Annotated in this window: 17 protein-coding genes; all 17 read left to right on the forward strand. The window is 34.6% G+C overall.

Annotated elements, in window-relative coordinates; genetic code table 11:
- The first annotated feature begins 3 nt into the window (after window positions 1–3).
- Window positions 4–966 (forward strand): minor capsid protein, encoded by a 963-nt coding sequence (locus tag ACM595_RS12825; RefSeq protein ID WP_419744337.1) that lies wholly within the window; start codon window positions 4–6, stop codon window positions 964–966.
- Window positions 967–978: 12 nt separating this feature from the next.
- Window positions 979–1,119 (forward strand): hypothetical protein, encoded by a 141-nt coding sequence (locus tag ACM595_RS12830; protein ID WP_164972029.1) that lies wholly within the window; start codon window positions 979–981, stop codon window positions 1,117–1,119.
- A gap of 11 nt (window positions 1,120–1,130) precedes the next feature.
- A complete protein-coding gene (locus ACM595_RS12835) occupies window positions 1,131–1,334 on the forward strand; it encodes a hypothetical protein (RefSeq protein WP_129334825.1) in 204 nt (67 codons plus the stop codon).
- A 249-nt stretch (window positions 1,335–1,583) separates the two neighbouring features.
- Window positions 1,584–2,216, forward strand: a complete 633-nt coding sequence (locus ACM595_RS12840) for a DUF4355 domain-containing protein (RefSeq protein ID WP_419744338.1) — start codon at window positions 1,584–1,586, stop codon at window positions 2,214–2,216.
- A 16-nt stretch (window positions 2,217–2,232) separates the two neighbouring features.
- The gene (locus ACM595_RS12845; RefSeq protein ID WP_419744339.1) at window positions 2,233–3,144 is read left to right on the forward strand and encodes a phage major capsid protein; all 912 of its coding nucleotides are present in this window, start codon (window positions 2,233–2,235) and stop codon (window positions 3,142–3,144) included.
- 15 nt (window positions 3,145–3,159) lie between these two features.
- A complete protein-coding gene (locus ACM595_RS12850) occupies window positions 3,160–3,429 on the forward strand; it encodes a hypothetical protein (protein WP_419744340.1) in 270 nt (89 codons plus the stop codon).
- A 1-nt stretch (window position 3,430) separates the two neighbouring features.
- A complete protein-coding gene (locus tag ACM595_RS12855; RefSeq protein WP_145461878.1) occupies window positions 3,431–3,766 on the forward strand; it encodes a phage head-tail connector protein in 336 nt (111 codons plus the stop codon).
- Complete coding sequence (locus tag ACM595_RS12860) at window positions 3,763–4,065, forward strand: hypothetical protein (RefSeq protein WP_186311669.1); 303 nt, start codon at window positions 3,763–3,765, stop codon at window positions 4,063–4,065. Before ACM595_RS12855 ends, ACM595_RS12860 begins: the two co-directional genes overlap by 4 nt.
- Window positions 4,065–4,412, forward strand: coding sequence for an HK97-gp10 family putative phage morphogenesis protein (locus ACM595_RS12865; protein ID WP_270912313.1), 348 nt, complete (start codon window positions 4,065–4,067; stop codon window positions 4,410–4,412). The genes ACM595_RS12860 and ACM595_RS12865 overlap by 1 nt, the downstream gene beginning before the upstream one ends.
- Window positions 4,413–4,423: 11 nt before the next feature.
- On the forward strand, window positions 4,424–4,813 hold the full coding sequence (locus tag ACM595_RS12870; RefSeq protein WP_419744341.1) for a hypothetical protein: 390 nt from the start codon (window positions 4,424–4,426) through the stop codon (window positions 4,811–4,813).
- A 59-nt stretch (window positions 4,814–4,872) separates the two neighbouring features.
- Entirely contained in the window at window positions 4,873–5,421 is a 549-nt protein-coding gene (locus ACM595_RS12875) for a phage major tail protein, TP901-1 family (protein ID WP_419744342.1), read from the forward strand.
- A 67-nt stretch (window positions 5,422–5,488) separates the two neighbouring features.
- Window positions 5,489–5,854: a tail assembly chaperone gene (locus ACM595_RS12880; protein ID WP_129334833.1), complete on the forward strand. Its 366-nt coding sequence runs from the start codon at window positions 5,489–5,491 to the stop codon at window positions 5,852–5,854.
- A 41-nt stretch (window positions 5,855–5,895) separates the two neighbouring features.
- Window positions 5,896–6,240, forward strand: a complete 345-nt coding sequence (locus ACM595_RS12885) for a hypothetical protein (RefSeq protein ID WP_129334834.1) — start codon at window positions 5,896–5,898, stop codon at window positions 6,238–6,240.
- 17 nt (window positions 6,241–6,257) lie between these two features.
- A complete protein-coding gene (locus ACM595_RS12890) occupies window positions 6,258–10,028 on the forward strand; it encodes a phage tail protein (RefSeq protein ID WP_419744343.1) in 3,771 nt (1,256 codons plus the stop codon).
- Window positions 10,029–10,039: 11 nt separating this feature from the next.
- Window positions 10,040–10,987 (forward strand): phage tail domain-containing protein, encoded by a 948-nt coding sequence (locus ACM595_RS12895; RefSeq protein ID WP_419744344.1) that lies wholly within the window; start codon window positions 10,040–10,042, stop codon window positions 10,985–10,987.
- A gap of 8 nt (window positions 10,988–10,995) precedes the next feature.
- Window positions 10,996–12,459, forward strand: a complete 1,464-nt coding sequence (locus ACM595_RS12900) for a DUF7643 domain-containing protein (RefSeq protein WP_419744345.1) — start codon at window positions 10,996–10,998, stop codon at window positions 12,457–12,459.
- The gene (locus ACM595_RS12905) at window positions 12,459–14,327 is read left to right on the forward strand and encodes a M14 family metallopeptidase (RefSeq protein WP_174605011.1); all 1,869 of its coding nucleotides are present in this window, start codon (window positions 12,459–12,461) and stop codon (window positions 14,325–14,327) included. Before ACM595_RS12900 ends, ACM595_RS12905 begins: the two co-directional genes overlap by 1 nt.
- Window positions 14,328–14,332: the final 5 nt, after the last annotated feature.

Below are 14,332 nucleotides of genomic sequence, written 5' to 3' on the forward strand. Positions count from 1 at the left end.
TCTATGGCTACTGTTAATTCGCGAGAATATTGGCGAGAACGTGCAAATGAAATCATTGATGAAGAAACTAAAAGTGATTATGAAATCATTACAGAAATTCAACGTATTGTGAATGAAATGAATGATGATATCGAAAAAGAAATATTAAAGTTTTATGCTAAGTATGCTAATGCAGAAGGTATTACATTAAAAGAAGCTAAAAAGAAAATTGACGCGTTTGATGTTCAAGAATTCAAAGCTAAAGCAAAACGATATGTGAATGAAAGAGATTTTAGCGATCAAGCAAATAAAGAATTAAAGCAATACAATACAGCAATGTATGTATCAAGAGAAAAGTTGCTGCAAATGCAATTAGGATTAATCGTTACATATGCTTATGCAAGGCTAGAAAGCCAAATGTATAACTATATGGAATCATCATACTATCGTAGTTTGCAACAACAAGCTGGAATATTAGGTGGAATATTACAAGTTAGTTTAACTGATGTTAAGGCCATCGTGTTAGCACCGTTTCACAACTCAAAGTGGAGTACAAGGCATTGGAAAGATATGAGAGTGGTACGCAAGCATGTACAACGTACTGCAAGTCATGTATTACTGCGCGGACGACATCCTAATGAGTTTGTAAAAGATATGCGTAAAGACACAGGTAATACAACGTATGAAATCAAAAGGTTATTGCTTACTGAAACTGCTCGTGTACAAACATTGGCTACTAAGCAGCATATGTTAGAAAATAACGGCGAAGATGCAGAATATGAATATGTTGCAAAGATGGATAGCAAAACAACACCTACTTGTCGTAGTTTAAATGGTAAAACATTTAAAGTTAAAGATATGACGCCAGGTGTTAATGCACCACCTATGCACCCATTTTGTCGTAGCGCCGTCGTTCCACATACGGGCGATTGGCGCAATAAATTCTATTCAGAACGCAAAGGCAAATACAATTTAGATAACCTTTAAGGAGGCGATTGATTGGAAGATAAATATTTAAAAGACATAGCACAGTCACTTAAAGGAATACATCAAGAGTTGAAGAAACAGAATGAATCAAGTCCAGTCACTAAAGCAAAAGAGAAGAAAGTAGATAAATTCGACCCTAAAAACTTTATTTAGAAGGTGTTTCTATGAGTGATTACAATGTAAAAATTAATGTTGATACAGATGAGGTAATTGAGAAATTAGAAAAGGTTAAAGCACTGGTAACCGAAATAAATGAATTAACTTCTAGTAAAAGCGTAGTAAGAATTGAAATGGATACTAATTTAGAATCTGTTAGAAAATATGTAAACGAAAAAAACATAGAAGAAAATAAATCATATACATTTTAACGGGGTGTTTCTATGAAAAGTCTAAGCGTGAACGAAGTGATCCATCTATCTCGTTGGTAACACACGTTAGTTACTTGTCCTAAGCAAGACACTAAAAGGCTAACCAAATAACAAAACTGAACGGGGTTACTTGTTAGCATATACCAAACATAACTAAACGCACTGTACGGGGCTTAATTGCACTGTATGGGGCGTTTTTATTATGTGCGAATATCTAAAGGTGTAGCACTGTACGGGAGGATATAAACAATGGATAAAAATGAATTTCTTAAATTAAACTTACAACATTTTGCAGACGGTGAAGGTAGCGAAGGCGATCCGAATAATAATAACAATGATAAGTCGGTAAACGATGTCGACCCTAGCGAAAACGAAAATGAAAGTAATAAAGGCTATTCTCAATCTGAACTTGATAGTGCGATTGGTAAAGCAGTAGACAAGGCGCTATCTAAAAAAGAAAAGCAACATCAACAACAATTAGAAGATGCTAAAGAAGAAGCACGTAAAGAAGCAGAAAGCTATGCTAAATTAACTGAAAAAGAAAAGCGAGATAAAGAACTCGAAAAACGTGAAAATCAGTTAAAAGAGCGTGAACGTGAATTAAATTTACGCCATCTTAAATCAGATGTTGAAGCAGATCTAAAAGATAACAACTTACCTACTTCTTTCGCAGACACTTTAATTCTTATTGAGGACAACGACAAGATTAAAGAATCTATTCAATCCATTAAAAAAGATTTTGACGCAGCAGTAAAAGAACAAGTTAAAGAAGCTACAAGACAAACGACACCAAGTAATAAAAGCTCAAACTTTGCCACACATAAAAATAGTGATGGCAAGTCATTAATTGACATAGCAAACGAAAAACGTATCACACAATAAACGGAGGTTACAAATTATGGCAAACACTAAACCGCAAGAATTTAATCCAGATAATGTTTTAATGCACGAACACAAAGAAGGCGAATTATTAAACGATTTTAACGAACCAATTTTATTAGATATTTTAGAGAATTCTAAAATCATGCAATTAGGACAAATTCAAGATATGGGTGGTAAATCAGAGAAAAAATTCACTTACTGGGCTGATAGACCTGGTGCTTACTGGGTAGGAGAAGGTCAAAAAATCCAAACATCTAAACCTAGTATCGTTGAGGCTTCAATGCGTTCACACAAATTAGGTGTAATCGTAGTTGCTTCTCGTGAGTATTTGAATTACACATATGCTAGATTCTTCGAAGCTATGAAACCACAAATCGCTGAACAGTTTTATAAAAAATTCGATGAAGCTGGTATTTTAGGTATTGATAATCCATTTGCACAATCTATATCTGATTCTGCTACTAAAAGCGATAATGTAGTCACTGGTCCAATTAATTTAGAAAATGTATTGGCTTTAGAAGATACTTTATTAGAACATGATGTAGAAGCTAACGGCTTTATTTCTAAAACACAAAATAGAACTGCTTTACGTGGTGTTGTCGATGAAGATACTAAAGAACGTTACTACGATAGAGCAAACAACACTTTAGATTCTATCCCAGTTGTTGATCTAAAAAGTGATGAAATTAAAAAAGGTGATTTGTATGCGGGTGACTTTAACAAGTTATTCTATGGCATCCCTTATAACCTTTCTTATAAAATTTCAGAAGAAGGTCAATTATCAACTGTAACTAATGCTGATGGTTCACCAGTAAATCTATTCGAACAAGAATTAATTGCATTACGTGTAACTATGGATGTTGCATTCCATGTGGCACAAGATGAAGCGTTCGCTAAATTAGAAGCTGATTCAGGTGAAACTGTTTAATAAGGAGGGTGTTCAATGGATTATTCATACAAAGTAATTCGTGAATTCACTGATAAAGATAGTGGTAAGAAATATGTGGTTAACGAAGATCATCCTACTGATATTTCAAACAAACGAATTAAAACACTTTTGTTCAAAGATAATGAGTACAATCAACAATACATTGCTATTGTACCAAGTAGCGACGCAACAAAAGCAGATTTAATTGAAATAGCTAAGAAACACAATATCGAAGTATCAGAAAAGGACACTAAAGCGGATATTCTTAAAGTATTGGAGGGATAATATGGTTGAAGCGTTAGAAAACGTAAAAGAATCATTATCAATCCAAGATACTAAGCAAGATAAGATATTAAATAGAATAATTGAAAGAACTGAAAGTAGATTGAGCGTTTTATTGCCAATAGGTGTTAATTCAGTGCCTTCTGAATTAAATTATATTGTTGAAGAAGTTTCAATCAAACGATATAACCGTATAGGTGCAGAAGGTATGACATCCGAAAGTGTTGATGGACGTTCTAATACTTTTCAAGCAAATGACTTTGATGAATATATGGAAGATATAGCGCGATTCTACCCTACCGATTCAAGTAATCGCAAAGGTAGGGGTGTTTTTTATTGAGATATGATAACCGAGTGATATTTGCTATTGAAAAAGAAAAGGTCTACAACCCTAAAACGAGTAAAACAGAACAATCTATGGAGGTTCTCGAACCGATTCCATGTAACTTTAGTCCTTTGTCATCACAACGAACTGCATTAGAGTATGGCGATGTTAAAAAGCGTATGAATGTTATTCGATTGAATGGTAATTATAATTACCCAGTAACTCATGCGTATATTGATAATAAGAAATACCTTATTGTTAAACCAATATATTATCGTCACGATACAGTTTTCTATGTTGAGGAAGTGAAGTAATGGCAGGATCAATAAATGATTTAATTAGAGCATTCGAGCGTATGGAAGATGATATTGATGATGACGTTGATGAAGTGTTACACAATAACGCGATGGAATTCAATGCTGAAACAGTGAAAAGTGCTAAGTCAGTGATGAACAAAGGTTATTGGACTGGTAACTTAGCCCGTATGATAGAAGATGCTAAAACAGGTCATTTAGAATATGAAATTAAATCAAAAGCGCATTATTCTGGTTTTCTTGAATATGGCACTAGATACATGGAACCAGAAACATTTATGTTTCCAGTTTATCAGGAATTTACTAAAAAAGTACGTGCTGATTTACAAATGCTGATGGATAGTTAGGGAGGCATGTGATGAAACAATCCGCAAAATTAGAATTGTTTAACTATCTATTTGAAAAGTTACAAAGTTTAGATGTACCCGTTATAACTACTAAAGAGTTAGAGCTAGATTTGAATTATCCTTTTATCGCTATACAGAATGTGAGTGATAGTGTTGATCGTTTAACTTTTGATAGTTTTGGAGGACATCCAACGGTAACGGTTCATGTATGGGGATTAGATGAAGATAAAGGCAAACACGATGCGCTATATATGAATGTTCAAGACATTCTAATGGACGACATCCAATTGCCTAACTATTTCTTATACTATCCTCAATTCAATGTGAATGAATTAACTGAAATAGATAGCAACCAAGCATTACTACACACAATTATAAATGTTGAATATGAATCACATTAAGCAGGTCGTATATAGCGGCTTGCTTTTTAATACTAAAAAATTAATGGAGGGTTTAACCTATGCCAATCAAACAAGGTACTGATGAGTTAGTCTTAGTTCGTAAATTAGGACTAGCAAAAGCAGCAGACAAAGTAATGTATGCTACTGAAATTGAAAGAGAAACAGAACGCGACACAGACACAGAAGCAACTATGGACGGTTCAGTTCAATCAAAAGGTACAACTGAATCAACAGTTACTTTATCTACTTACATGTTACAAAATGATACGTTAACAGACGATATAGAAGATGCTACAGAAGATGGCACTGCATATGAAATGTGGATCATTAACAAACATGTAAAAAATAGTGAAGGCAAATACAAAGCAGAATATCGTCAAGGTTACTTCAACTCAATCACTCGTACTAACGAAGCTGATAGTGTTGCAGAATTTGAAGTTGAATATGGTGTTTACCTAAGAAAAGTTAGAGGATTTGCTACGTTACCAGCAGAAATTGAGAAAAACAAAGCTCAATACGGTTTCACAGATACATTGGAATCTACACCAGCTACAGATGGCTTAGCAGAACAAGATATTCCACAACCAACAGAAGGCGAAACAGTATAAGAAATGACGAGGGTGAAATACCCTCGTTTTTATTTTGACTAAATATAAATAAGCGAGGTTTTTATAAATGGAAATTAAATTTAACGGTAAAGATTTAGAATTATCATTCGGATTAGGTTTTTTAAATGATATTGATAGAGATTTAGGTTTTGAAGCTGAACAAATGAGTATTGGTGAAGGTTTAAACATGTTAGTTCCTAAGTTATCTAATGGTAATGTAGTAGCTTTAGCAAAAATTATTAAAGCAGCAACTGCACATCATAAGAAACACCCTAAAACTAACGAAGAATTAGAGCCAATTCTTGAAGGTATTGCAGAAAATGAAGGCATTCAAGCATTTTGTGAAGATGTCATCAAGGAGTTGGGAAAGAAACCTTTAACCCAAAACCTAGTACCGGACGAGTACAAGGAAGCGAAGAAAAAAGAGAAATAGATGAAGAACCTATGACATTCGATAGGATTGTAGTTATCTGTATGAGTGAGTTAAATATTTATGATTTAAATTACATTGAGATGATGACATTAAGAGAATTCAACTATCGGATGTATGCGTTAGAATACGAAAGACTTAAAGAAGATATGAACATGTATAAGTTAGCGTTTGCCATACGTGATGCACAAGCCGAAGAAAAGAAACCTGGCGGCAAAAAAGGTGAAGCACAGTATAAATTCAGAGGTGCTAATGACATTATTGATTATGAAACTAATATTAAGCGTCTTAATCGTGGTGAACAAGTTAAATATGGTAGTGAATCACAAAAAGAAGAAAGCAAACCGTCATATGACTTACTACAACAAATTGCTAACTTAAATAAATAAGAATTGGAGGTGGATGAATGGCAGAGTATACTATAAGTTCAAAAATAGAGGCTGATACTTCCAAGTTCAAAAGGCAAATAGAAGCTGCTAAAAGAGCTGCACAGAAATTTAAACCGGCAATAGATGCAATCAAGAACAATAAAATTGATGCAGATTCAAGTGGCGTTACTAAAGCAGTAGAAAATGCTAAGAAATCAGTTGAATCATTTGAAAAAATGGATAAAGAAGCTGATTTAGATGTTGACACTTCCGGATTAAAAGCACATGTGGATCAAGCTAAAGCATATATTCAATCTTTTGATAATTATCGAGGAAATGCTGAATTAGATGCTAATGTAACTAATGCGATGATTAATGTTAAAAAGTTAAAAGCATATATAGATAAAATCGATAGTTCAGATAGTGATATTGAAATAGACGCTAATATTAGTAAAGCGATGACTAATATCAGATCATTAGAATCTAGTTTAGATGGTATTGATGGTAGTGTTTACAGTGCTTCATTGGATGCAGATGCTACTCGTGCTAGATCAAGTATTGCAGCAGCTAAAGCATCTTTAAATGATTTCGCTAAGCAACGTGCTAAGGCTAAAGTGGAAGTTGAAAGTTCTTCAGCTATTGGACGAATTGCAGCTTTTAAAGCGATGCTTAAATCCATACCTAACAGACACCGAACACGACTTGATGTGGATGGTAATGGGGCTATAGCAGCTTTACGAACAGTACAAGCAGGATTTGATAAGTTCGATAGTAATATTGATGCTTTAGCAACTAAAATACGTTCTTTCGGAACTGTATTTAGCAATGTAATAAAAGGTTCGATGTTATCTAACATTACCTTATTAGTACCCGCTATCACTTCACTTGTACCAGCTTTAATGGCAGTGCTTAATGCTGTAGGTGTAGTTGGTGGTGGCGCTTTAGGATTAGCGAATGCTTTTGCTGTTGCAGGCGCTGGTGTTGTTGGATTTGGTTTAATGGCAAAAAGTGCGTTATCAATGGTTCAAAATGGCACATTACAAGTGACAAAAGAAGTACAGAATTATCAAAGTGCAGTTGAAGGTCTTAAATCTGCATGGGAAGGCGTTGTAAGAAGCAACCAAGCACAAATATTTAATACTTTAGCCAATGGTGCGAAGATTGCACAAGCTGCTTTAAAAGGCTTAACACCGTTCTTATCTGGTGTAGCTCAAGGAATGGAACAAGCAAGTGCTAAGGTGCTTGATTGGGCTAAAAATTCACAAGTAGCAACGAAATTCTTCCAAATGATGGGTACTACTGGCGTTAGAATATTTAATAATATGCTAAAAGCTGCTGGTGGATTTGGTAGTGGATTAATAAGTGTTTTAACTCAACTAGCGCCATTAACTGAATGGGTATCTAAAGGCTTCGCTAAAATGGGGCAATCATTTAACAAATGGGCGCAAAGTGTAGCTGGACAAAATGCTATTAAAGCATTCACTGAATACGTTAAAACTAATCTACCGGTTATAGGCCAAATCTTTTCAAGTACATTTAAAGGTATTTTCAATTTAATGAAGGCTTTTGCACCAAATTCACAACTCGTTTTCAAATCGTTAGCTACTATGGCAGCACAATTTGAACAATGGAGTGCAAAAATTGCAGAATCAGATGGATTTAAAAAATTCATTCAATATGTACAAGAAAATGGTCCGAAATTAATAGGTTTAATTGGTAATATCATTAGAGTAATTATTGCGATGGCTGTAGGTATGGCACCACTAGCATCTGTAGTGTTAAGTGTAGCGAAGGCAATCACAGGCTTTATAGCTAGCTTAGCAGAAGCAAACCCAGTTATAGGTGCAATATTAGGTGTAATCGTTACTTTAGCAGGCGCATTCATGGCACTTACACCCGCGATATTGTTTGTTTTAGACGTCATAGTACCATTAATTAGTGCTTTAGGCGGTTTGAGTGGAATCGCTGGAATTGTTGGTGGCGCTATAGAAGGAATTGGTGTTGCATTCAGCGCACTACTAGGTCCTATAGGAATAGTGATCGGGGTTATCCTAGCAGTAATCGGCGTTTTAGTATATCTATACAAGACAAACGAACAAGTTAGAAATTTCCTTACTAATGCCTGGAACGGTTTGGTATCAACTATTAGTGGTGCTGTTCAAAGTGTGATTGGTTGGTTCCAACAACTAGCATCACAAACACAATCTACATTACAACCAATTGTGCCAGTATTAAAACAAATCGGCGACTTTATGAATAAAGTTTTCGGTCAAGTTGTTATGCAAGTAATCGCACAAGTAATAGTTGCATGGCAGACATTGTGGGCTGCAATTCAAATAGCAGCATCGATTATTGGCGGTGCAGTATCTTTAATTGTAAACACAATCGTTAGCTTATTCACCGCAGTAATTCAATTTTTATCTGGTGATTTCAGTGGTGCGTGGGAAACATTGAAAAATATGATTTCTACAAACTTACAGATAATCTGGCAAACAATACTTAATATTTGGAACATAATTCTTCAATATTTAAGTAATGTGCTAAACACAATACTCGGCGTATTCGGCACAAGTTGGCAGCAAATTTGGAACACAGTTAGCACATACGCCCAGCAAATATGGACTGTAATTACTACTATTTTCGGTATGATTGGCTCATTTTTATCTACAATTTGGGCTGGAATCGTTTCAGTTGCGACTACTTATTGGACTATGCTTGTTACCGTTGCATCAACAATTTGGCAGATGCTCGTTACTGTGATAACGACAATTGTAACAACTTTAGGTACGATTTTATCGGCAATTTGGACGGGAATCGTTACTGTAGCAACAACAATTTGGACGACATTGGTTACTGTGGCTAGTACAATTTGGCAACTTTTAGTTACTGTAATCACTACAATTGTTCAAACGATTGTTACATTAGTAAGTGCCGGTTGGAATTTATTGTTGAGTGTAACATCTACAATCATGGGTGCGATCAGTAGTATTATATCGTCAATTTGGAACGTAATTTCTTCAATTATTTCAACTGTTACAAGTCTAGTCGTAGCCATAGTTACCGGAAATTGGTCGGCTGTTCAAAGTATTACACAATCTGTTATGTCCGCTATTCTAGGATTAATTACAGGCGTTTGGAATTCAATCGTTAGCACGATTTCTGGTGCAGTATCAAACGCGGTTAGTATGGTCGTGAATGGTTGGAATAATATGCTTAGTGCAGTCGGTTCTGCTATGAGTGGAATTGTAAGTTCTGTAGTTTCGGGAATGAGTAATGTGGTTAGCAATGTGACTTCTGGGGTTTCTAATGCAGTCAACGCTGCTAGAAGTTTCATAGGTAGCTTTACACAAGCTGGTGTTGACATGATACAAGGTATTATTAATGGTATCGGTCAAATGGCAGGCAACTTAATGGAGGCAGCAAGAGGCGTAGCAATGAAAGCCTTAAATGCTGCAAAAAGTGCATTAGGTATACATTCGCCATCCAGAGAGTTTAAAGACGTTGGTTACTACACTATGGCTGGTATGCGTATAGGTTTAGAAAAAGAAGGTCGTAACGTAATTACTGATGTAGCTGGCATTGCTAAATCAATGACTAATAACTTTAATCCAAATCTAAATGCGCCAGACATACAAGGTAGTTTAAATAAAGCTAGCAAATCATTAAATCATCAAATTCAACATAACCACACAGTAGAAACGAAACCTTCTCAACGTGTTGTACGCATTGAAATGGACGTAAACAATGAAGTGTTAGCTGCAACAGTGAATAGTGTTAATGCTGATAATAGTGGCGCATATTCATTCTAAGGAGGTTGTAAATGGATATTGAAATAACTAAAAAAGATGGTACCGTATTTCAGTTGTCTGATTACGGTATTGTCGTTAAAGATGTAATTATTGAAAGTATAGAAATAGACGACGAGTATCAAAATAAAGATAATGCACATGGACGTTTACTATTATCAAGCCAGTACCGTAAAAGAAAAATTACGGTTCCGGCTTTTTTTACTGTTACTAAATTGAATGATGTAGCAGCTTATAGGGATGCGTTGTATAACTTAGTAACAGATACGGATAGTGTTTATCTAAGAGAGCGACGCAGAAAGAATTTTCAAAATTACCCATTTATACAACCTACAAAAGATGATTACCAAGAATTTAATTATTATAACGAACCTATATATCCTAATAATGCAAGTAATTATGAAGTGTATGTTTCAGGTAAAAGATATGAAGTGAAATGTACAGGGGTTATAACGCCGCAACAAGAAGGCAATAAGGTTACGTTTGATATTGAGTTTGAAACAGATGAATTACCTTTTGCAGAAAGTATTGGCTCAAGTTTAGATTTAGAAACTGATAAAAATAAAAGTTTGTGGAGTTACGACATGGGCGTTCCGTTTGACATCAATGATCCTAGACGGAAATATATATTTGAAAATACAAATGGTAATAGTGTTAATTATTTCGGAACCGTACCTAATAATCAATTCAACTTATACAAAAAAGTGACGATTATATTAGGGGAAGATTCAAAACTTTTCCAATGGAACTTAACACATTCAGAAGTAATGATAATCGAAGGTGTTAATCTTAAAAAAGGCGATAAAATCGTTTATGACGGTATTCAAACTTTTAGAAACGGTGTTCCTATTAATGATGAAACAAATTTAGCGCAGCCCGAATTTAAAAATGGTTGGAATGATTTTGAGTTTAATCAAGTTGTTAAGTCAGTACAATTTGATATGAAATTTTATTATAAGTAGGTGGATTAATGCCAATATTAGTTAAACCTATCAGAGGTAGGGGTATTCCAGTTCACGTAGGCACGATATTAACTGAACGTTTGAATTCAGATAGTGTTTTGAAATTTGAAATGCTAGAAGATGAAAACAATAACGATGTTGTTAGATCGATTAAAAAACGTTGGACTGTTAGAAATATAGAAGGACCCAATGACAAAAAAGAATATGTGATTGTTAGAATCGATAGAGAAAGTAAAGGTAAAAAGCAATTTATTACTGTTACTGCTCGTGTTAAGCCTATGGAAGTAATGAGGGGCAAAAGAGTTCATAGTAATATTTCTGGTAGTTTTACAGCAGAAAGATTCTTTCATGATATCTTGAGAGATACAAATATTGATTATGAACTTACTCACAAAGTATCTTCATCAAGATTTGAAAATGCTGGAGAAGGTCAAAGTGTAGAAGAATTGTTTAATAAAGGACTAGAGCATTATGGCCTCGAATATGATATCGAATATGACAAGAAAAAAAGACGTTATAAATTTATATTAACGCCATTTTTAGAGAAGAAAGCAAAATATTATATATCGAATGATATTAATGCAAATAGCATTAAATTAGAAGAAGATTCTGCTGATTATTGTAACTATATTGTAGGTTATGGTGACTTTACTGATGAACAAGGCTTTGAAAAAGCTGGTTTAATCATGAAAGTTAAAAGTCCAGATTATGATGATGAAGGTAGAATTGAAGCAGAACCTTATATGAATGGGAAAATCAAAGATGAAGATTTAATGAAGCGTGAATTAGAATCTAGGTTAAGCCAATCCTTAAAACAATCACTTACATTAGATTTTATAACTTTAAAAAAACATTTTCCTAGTGCAATAGCAAAAGTAGCCGATATCGTACCGGTAAGACATACAATCATTGGTATCACCGGTGAGCAACGTATTGTAGAAGTTGTAACTAAACGCGATCATAAGAACAGAATATACAAGCAAGATGTTGTGTTAGGTGAATTTAACCGAATGCAACGCTATATGAAGCGTATGAATGATGCTATGAGTGTTGTGGGTGGCTTAGGTGGCAGAAACTTTATTTCTAACTACAAAAACACTGAAATAAAAGCGAAAGCTGTAGTGGAATCAACACAAAAAATGATGGATGCAGCAGAAGCCTTAAATGCAGATGGCAATGGTTTCACTGCACAAGATGGCGATGATATAGTTGCTTTAGATAGAAGTGCCTTAATTAAAGTTAGTAGTGATGGCGGCCAAACGTACCAAAATGTCATCACATCAAAAGGGTTAGATAAAAGCACATTACCTATTGCAACATCAACATCATCTGGCCTTTTAGCATCAACAGACAAAAGTAAAATAGATAATTTAGAAACTAACAGTAAAGGTTTAGTTATCGAAGGTAAGGACAACCAAAAATATAATCTTGTTGTTGAAGATGGCAAGTTAGGAATTGAGGTGGCAAATTAATGAGAAAAACCATTTTAACAGATTTAAGTAACTTATTTGATTCAAGATATGTTACTGAAAACGAATTGAATTACAAAACAATACGAGATATGTTGTTTGCTTTAGAAGAAGAACAATATAATCATGCTACCAAAAATGGACTTACTCACACTGCTGAACAAGTCTTATTTAAATTGCAGACAGGTCCTAAAACATCTGTACAAAAAGAATTAACATATCAAAGCCAAAGGGTTAAGAATCTAGTATTAGGTAATTTGGGGAACGGTCAACAAGAAGTGCGCGATAGTCGTACAAGTTTAAATGGATTCAGACATCCATTATTATCTGAAAGATTACGTCACGACTTTTTAAACATAGATAATAAAATAGAAAACGAATTGAATGTTGCGGATTCAAACGATTATCTATGGACGCCACCATTTATACCTAGTACAGAATCTGGTGTGAATGAAACGCCTTCAAATAATAATCCTACGGAAAACTTAAAAGTGTTTTATGATAAATTTGTAGACGATGATTATTGTACTAAGTCATATATTGGTAAAGATCAATCAGGCGAATACAATGTATATAGTTACAAATTCGAGCCTAAACATTACACTAAAACGGTTGTAGTAACTTCATGTATTCATGGGAACGAATACAGTGCTTTCTATGCGATGGCACGTTTTATGGATTTAATCGTTAATAAATGGCAAGAACATTCACAGTTAGCTTATTTAAGAAAAAATGTACGTTTAATATTAGTTCCAATTGTTAATCCCTGGGGCTTTGCTAACAACGAACGTGAAAATGTGAATAACGTCGATTTAAACAGAAACTTTGATTATATGTGGTCGTCTGGTACAAGTAGCGCCGGTGGAGGATCTAAAGGAACAGCAGCATTTTCAGAAGCAGAAAGTAAGAATATGCGTAAGTTCTTTCAAGGTTTAAGTAATGTGACTGGACATGTTGATTGTCACAATATCACAAGCCAAGTAAGTGATTATTGTTTATTCTACCCACGTTTTTCAAATCAACAAAATAATATCATGACTGAAATGATGCACGAAATGCAAGACTATGGGGATTATGTCACATGGGGTTCAAGTACATTAAGTTCGTTTAGTAACTGGGTAGGCATTAACCAAGAAATTAGTTCATTCCTACCAGAAATCTATGAAGGACGCGCTGGGAAACCACGTTCTTCTGGCGAAATGTGGCGTTCAGTTTATTTCATAGGAAATATTGTTATGAAACTAGCATCTGCTACAACTAGCAAGCATGGTAGAACGGCACTAGAGCCAATTGCGAAGTCGTTTGTTTATAGTAGTAGATTTAATAGTAAAGGCATCAAACCTTTCTCATTGATAGCTAAAACAGGCTATCAACGTATGCTGATGACACAACAACGTTTCAAAGTTACAGGAAACGGATTTGTAGAGTTGAATGGTTCGATTACTATTGATGTTGATAGAGATACAACGATAGGTATTAATCCTGGTGTTGTACAAAACTACAATCCATTCTTTGGTAATGGTAAAACTCGTAGACGACAACTTTATAAAATTGAGCATAAGGTAACTAAAGGAACGCACACAATTCCGATTAATGCTATTGCGGGTGTTCAGTATTCAACGACTGCACCACCTACAGTTAAAAGAACAAATGAAGTAATGGCAGTGGTAGATGTAATGCGTACAGAAGGTGTGGCACATGTAACAAATATGATTTTAAATATTAAATTTACACCAAGCCACAGCCATAACGCAGTTCAAATATTCAATTCAACATCATTAGGAAACCAAAAAGAAGAAACATTCACACAAATTTATCCGAACAAACCGGCACCTTATGATATTAGAAATGACATTAAAATTAAAAAATAAGGAGG

The organism is Staphylococcus sp. LKG3-1 (assembly GCF_048568385.1).
Lineage (GTDB): Bacteria > Bacillota > Bacilli > Staphylococcales > Staphylococcaceae > Staphylococcus > Staphylococcus saprophyticus.

What these genes read in the sequence shown, in the direction of transcription:
- ACM595_RS12890 (WP_419744343.1), top strand. Translation starts at nt 6,258, where the DNA reads ATGGCAGAGTATACTATAAGTTCAAAAATAGAGGCTGATACTTCCAAG.
- ACM595_RS12835 (WP_129334825.1), top strand. Translation starts at nt 1,131, where the DNA reads ATGAGTGATTACAATGTAAAAATTAATGTTGATACAGATGAGGTAATT.
- ACM595_RS12905 (WP_174605011.1), top strand. Translation starts at nt 12,459, where the DNA reads ATGAGAAAAACCATTTTAACAGATTTAAGTAACTTATTTGATTCAAGA.
- ACM595_RS12825 (WP_419744337.1), top strand. Translation starts at nt 4, where the DNA reads ATGGCTACTGTTAATTCGCGAGAATATTGGCGAGAACGTGCAAATGAA.
- ACM595_RS12885 (WP_129334834.1), top strand. Translation starts at nt 5,896, where the DNA reads ATGAGTGAGTTAAATATTTATGATTTAAATTACATTGAGATGATGACA.
- ACM595_RS12855 (WP_145461878.1), top strand. Translation starts at nt 3,431, where the DNA reads ATGGTTGAAGCGTTAGAAAACGTAAAAGAATCATTATCAATCCAAGAT.
- ACM595_RS12880 (WP_129334833.1), top strand. Translation starts at nt 5,489, where the DNA reads ATGGAAATTAAATTTAACGGTAAAGATTTAGAATTATCATTCGGATTA.
- ACM595_RS12850 (WP_419744340.1), top strand. Translation starts at nt 3,160, where the DNA reads ATGGATTATTCATACAAAGTAATTCGTGAATTCACTGATAAAGATAGT.
- ACM595_RS12845 (WP_419744339.1), top strand. Translation starts at nt 2,233, where the DNA reads ATGGCAAACACTAAACCGCAAGAATTTAATCCAGATAATGTTTTAATG.
- ACM595_RS12840 (WP_419744338.1), top strand. Translation starts at nt 1,584, where the DNA reads ATGGATAAAAATGAATTTCTTAAATTAAACTTACAACATTTTGCAGAC.
- ACM595_RS12875 (WP_419744342.1), top strand. Translation starts at nt 4,873, where the DNA reads ATGCCAATCAAACAAGGTACTGATGAGTTAGTCTTAGTTCGTAAATTA.
- ACM595_RS12865 (WP_270912313.1), top strand. Translation starts at nt 4,065, where the DNA reads ATGGCAGGATCAATAAATGATTTAATTAGAGCATTCGAGCGTATGGAA.
- ACM595_RS12870 (WP_419744341.1), top strand. Translation starts at nt 4,424, where the DNA reads ATGAAACAATCCGCAAAATTAGAATTGTTTAACTATCTATTTGAAAAG.
- ACM595_RS12895 (WP_419744344.1), top strand. Translation starts at nt 10,040, where the DNA reads ATGGATATTGAAATAACTAAAAAAGATGGTACCGTATTTCAGTTGTCT.
- ACM595_RS12900 (WP_419744345.1), top strand. Translation starts at nt 10,996, where the DNA reads ATGCCAATATTAGTTAAACCTATCAGAGGTAGGGGTATTCCAGTTCAC.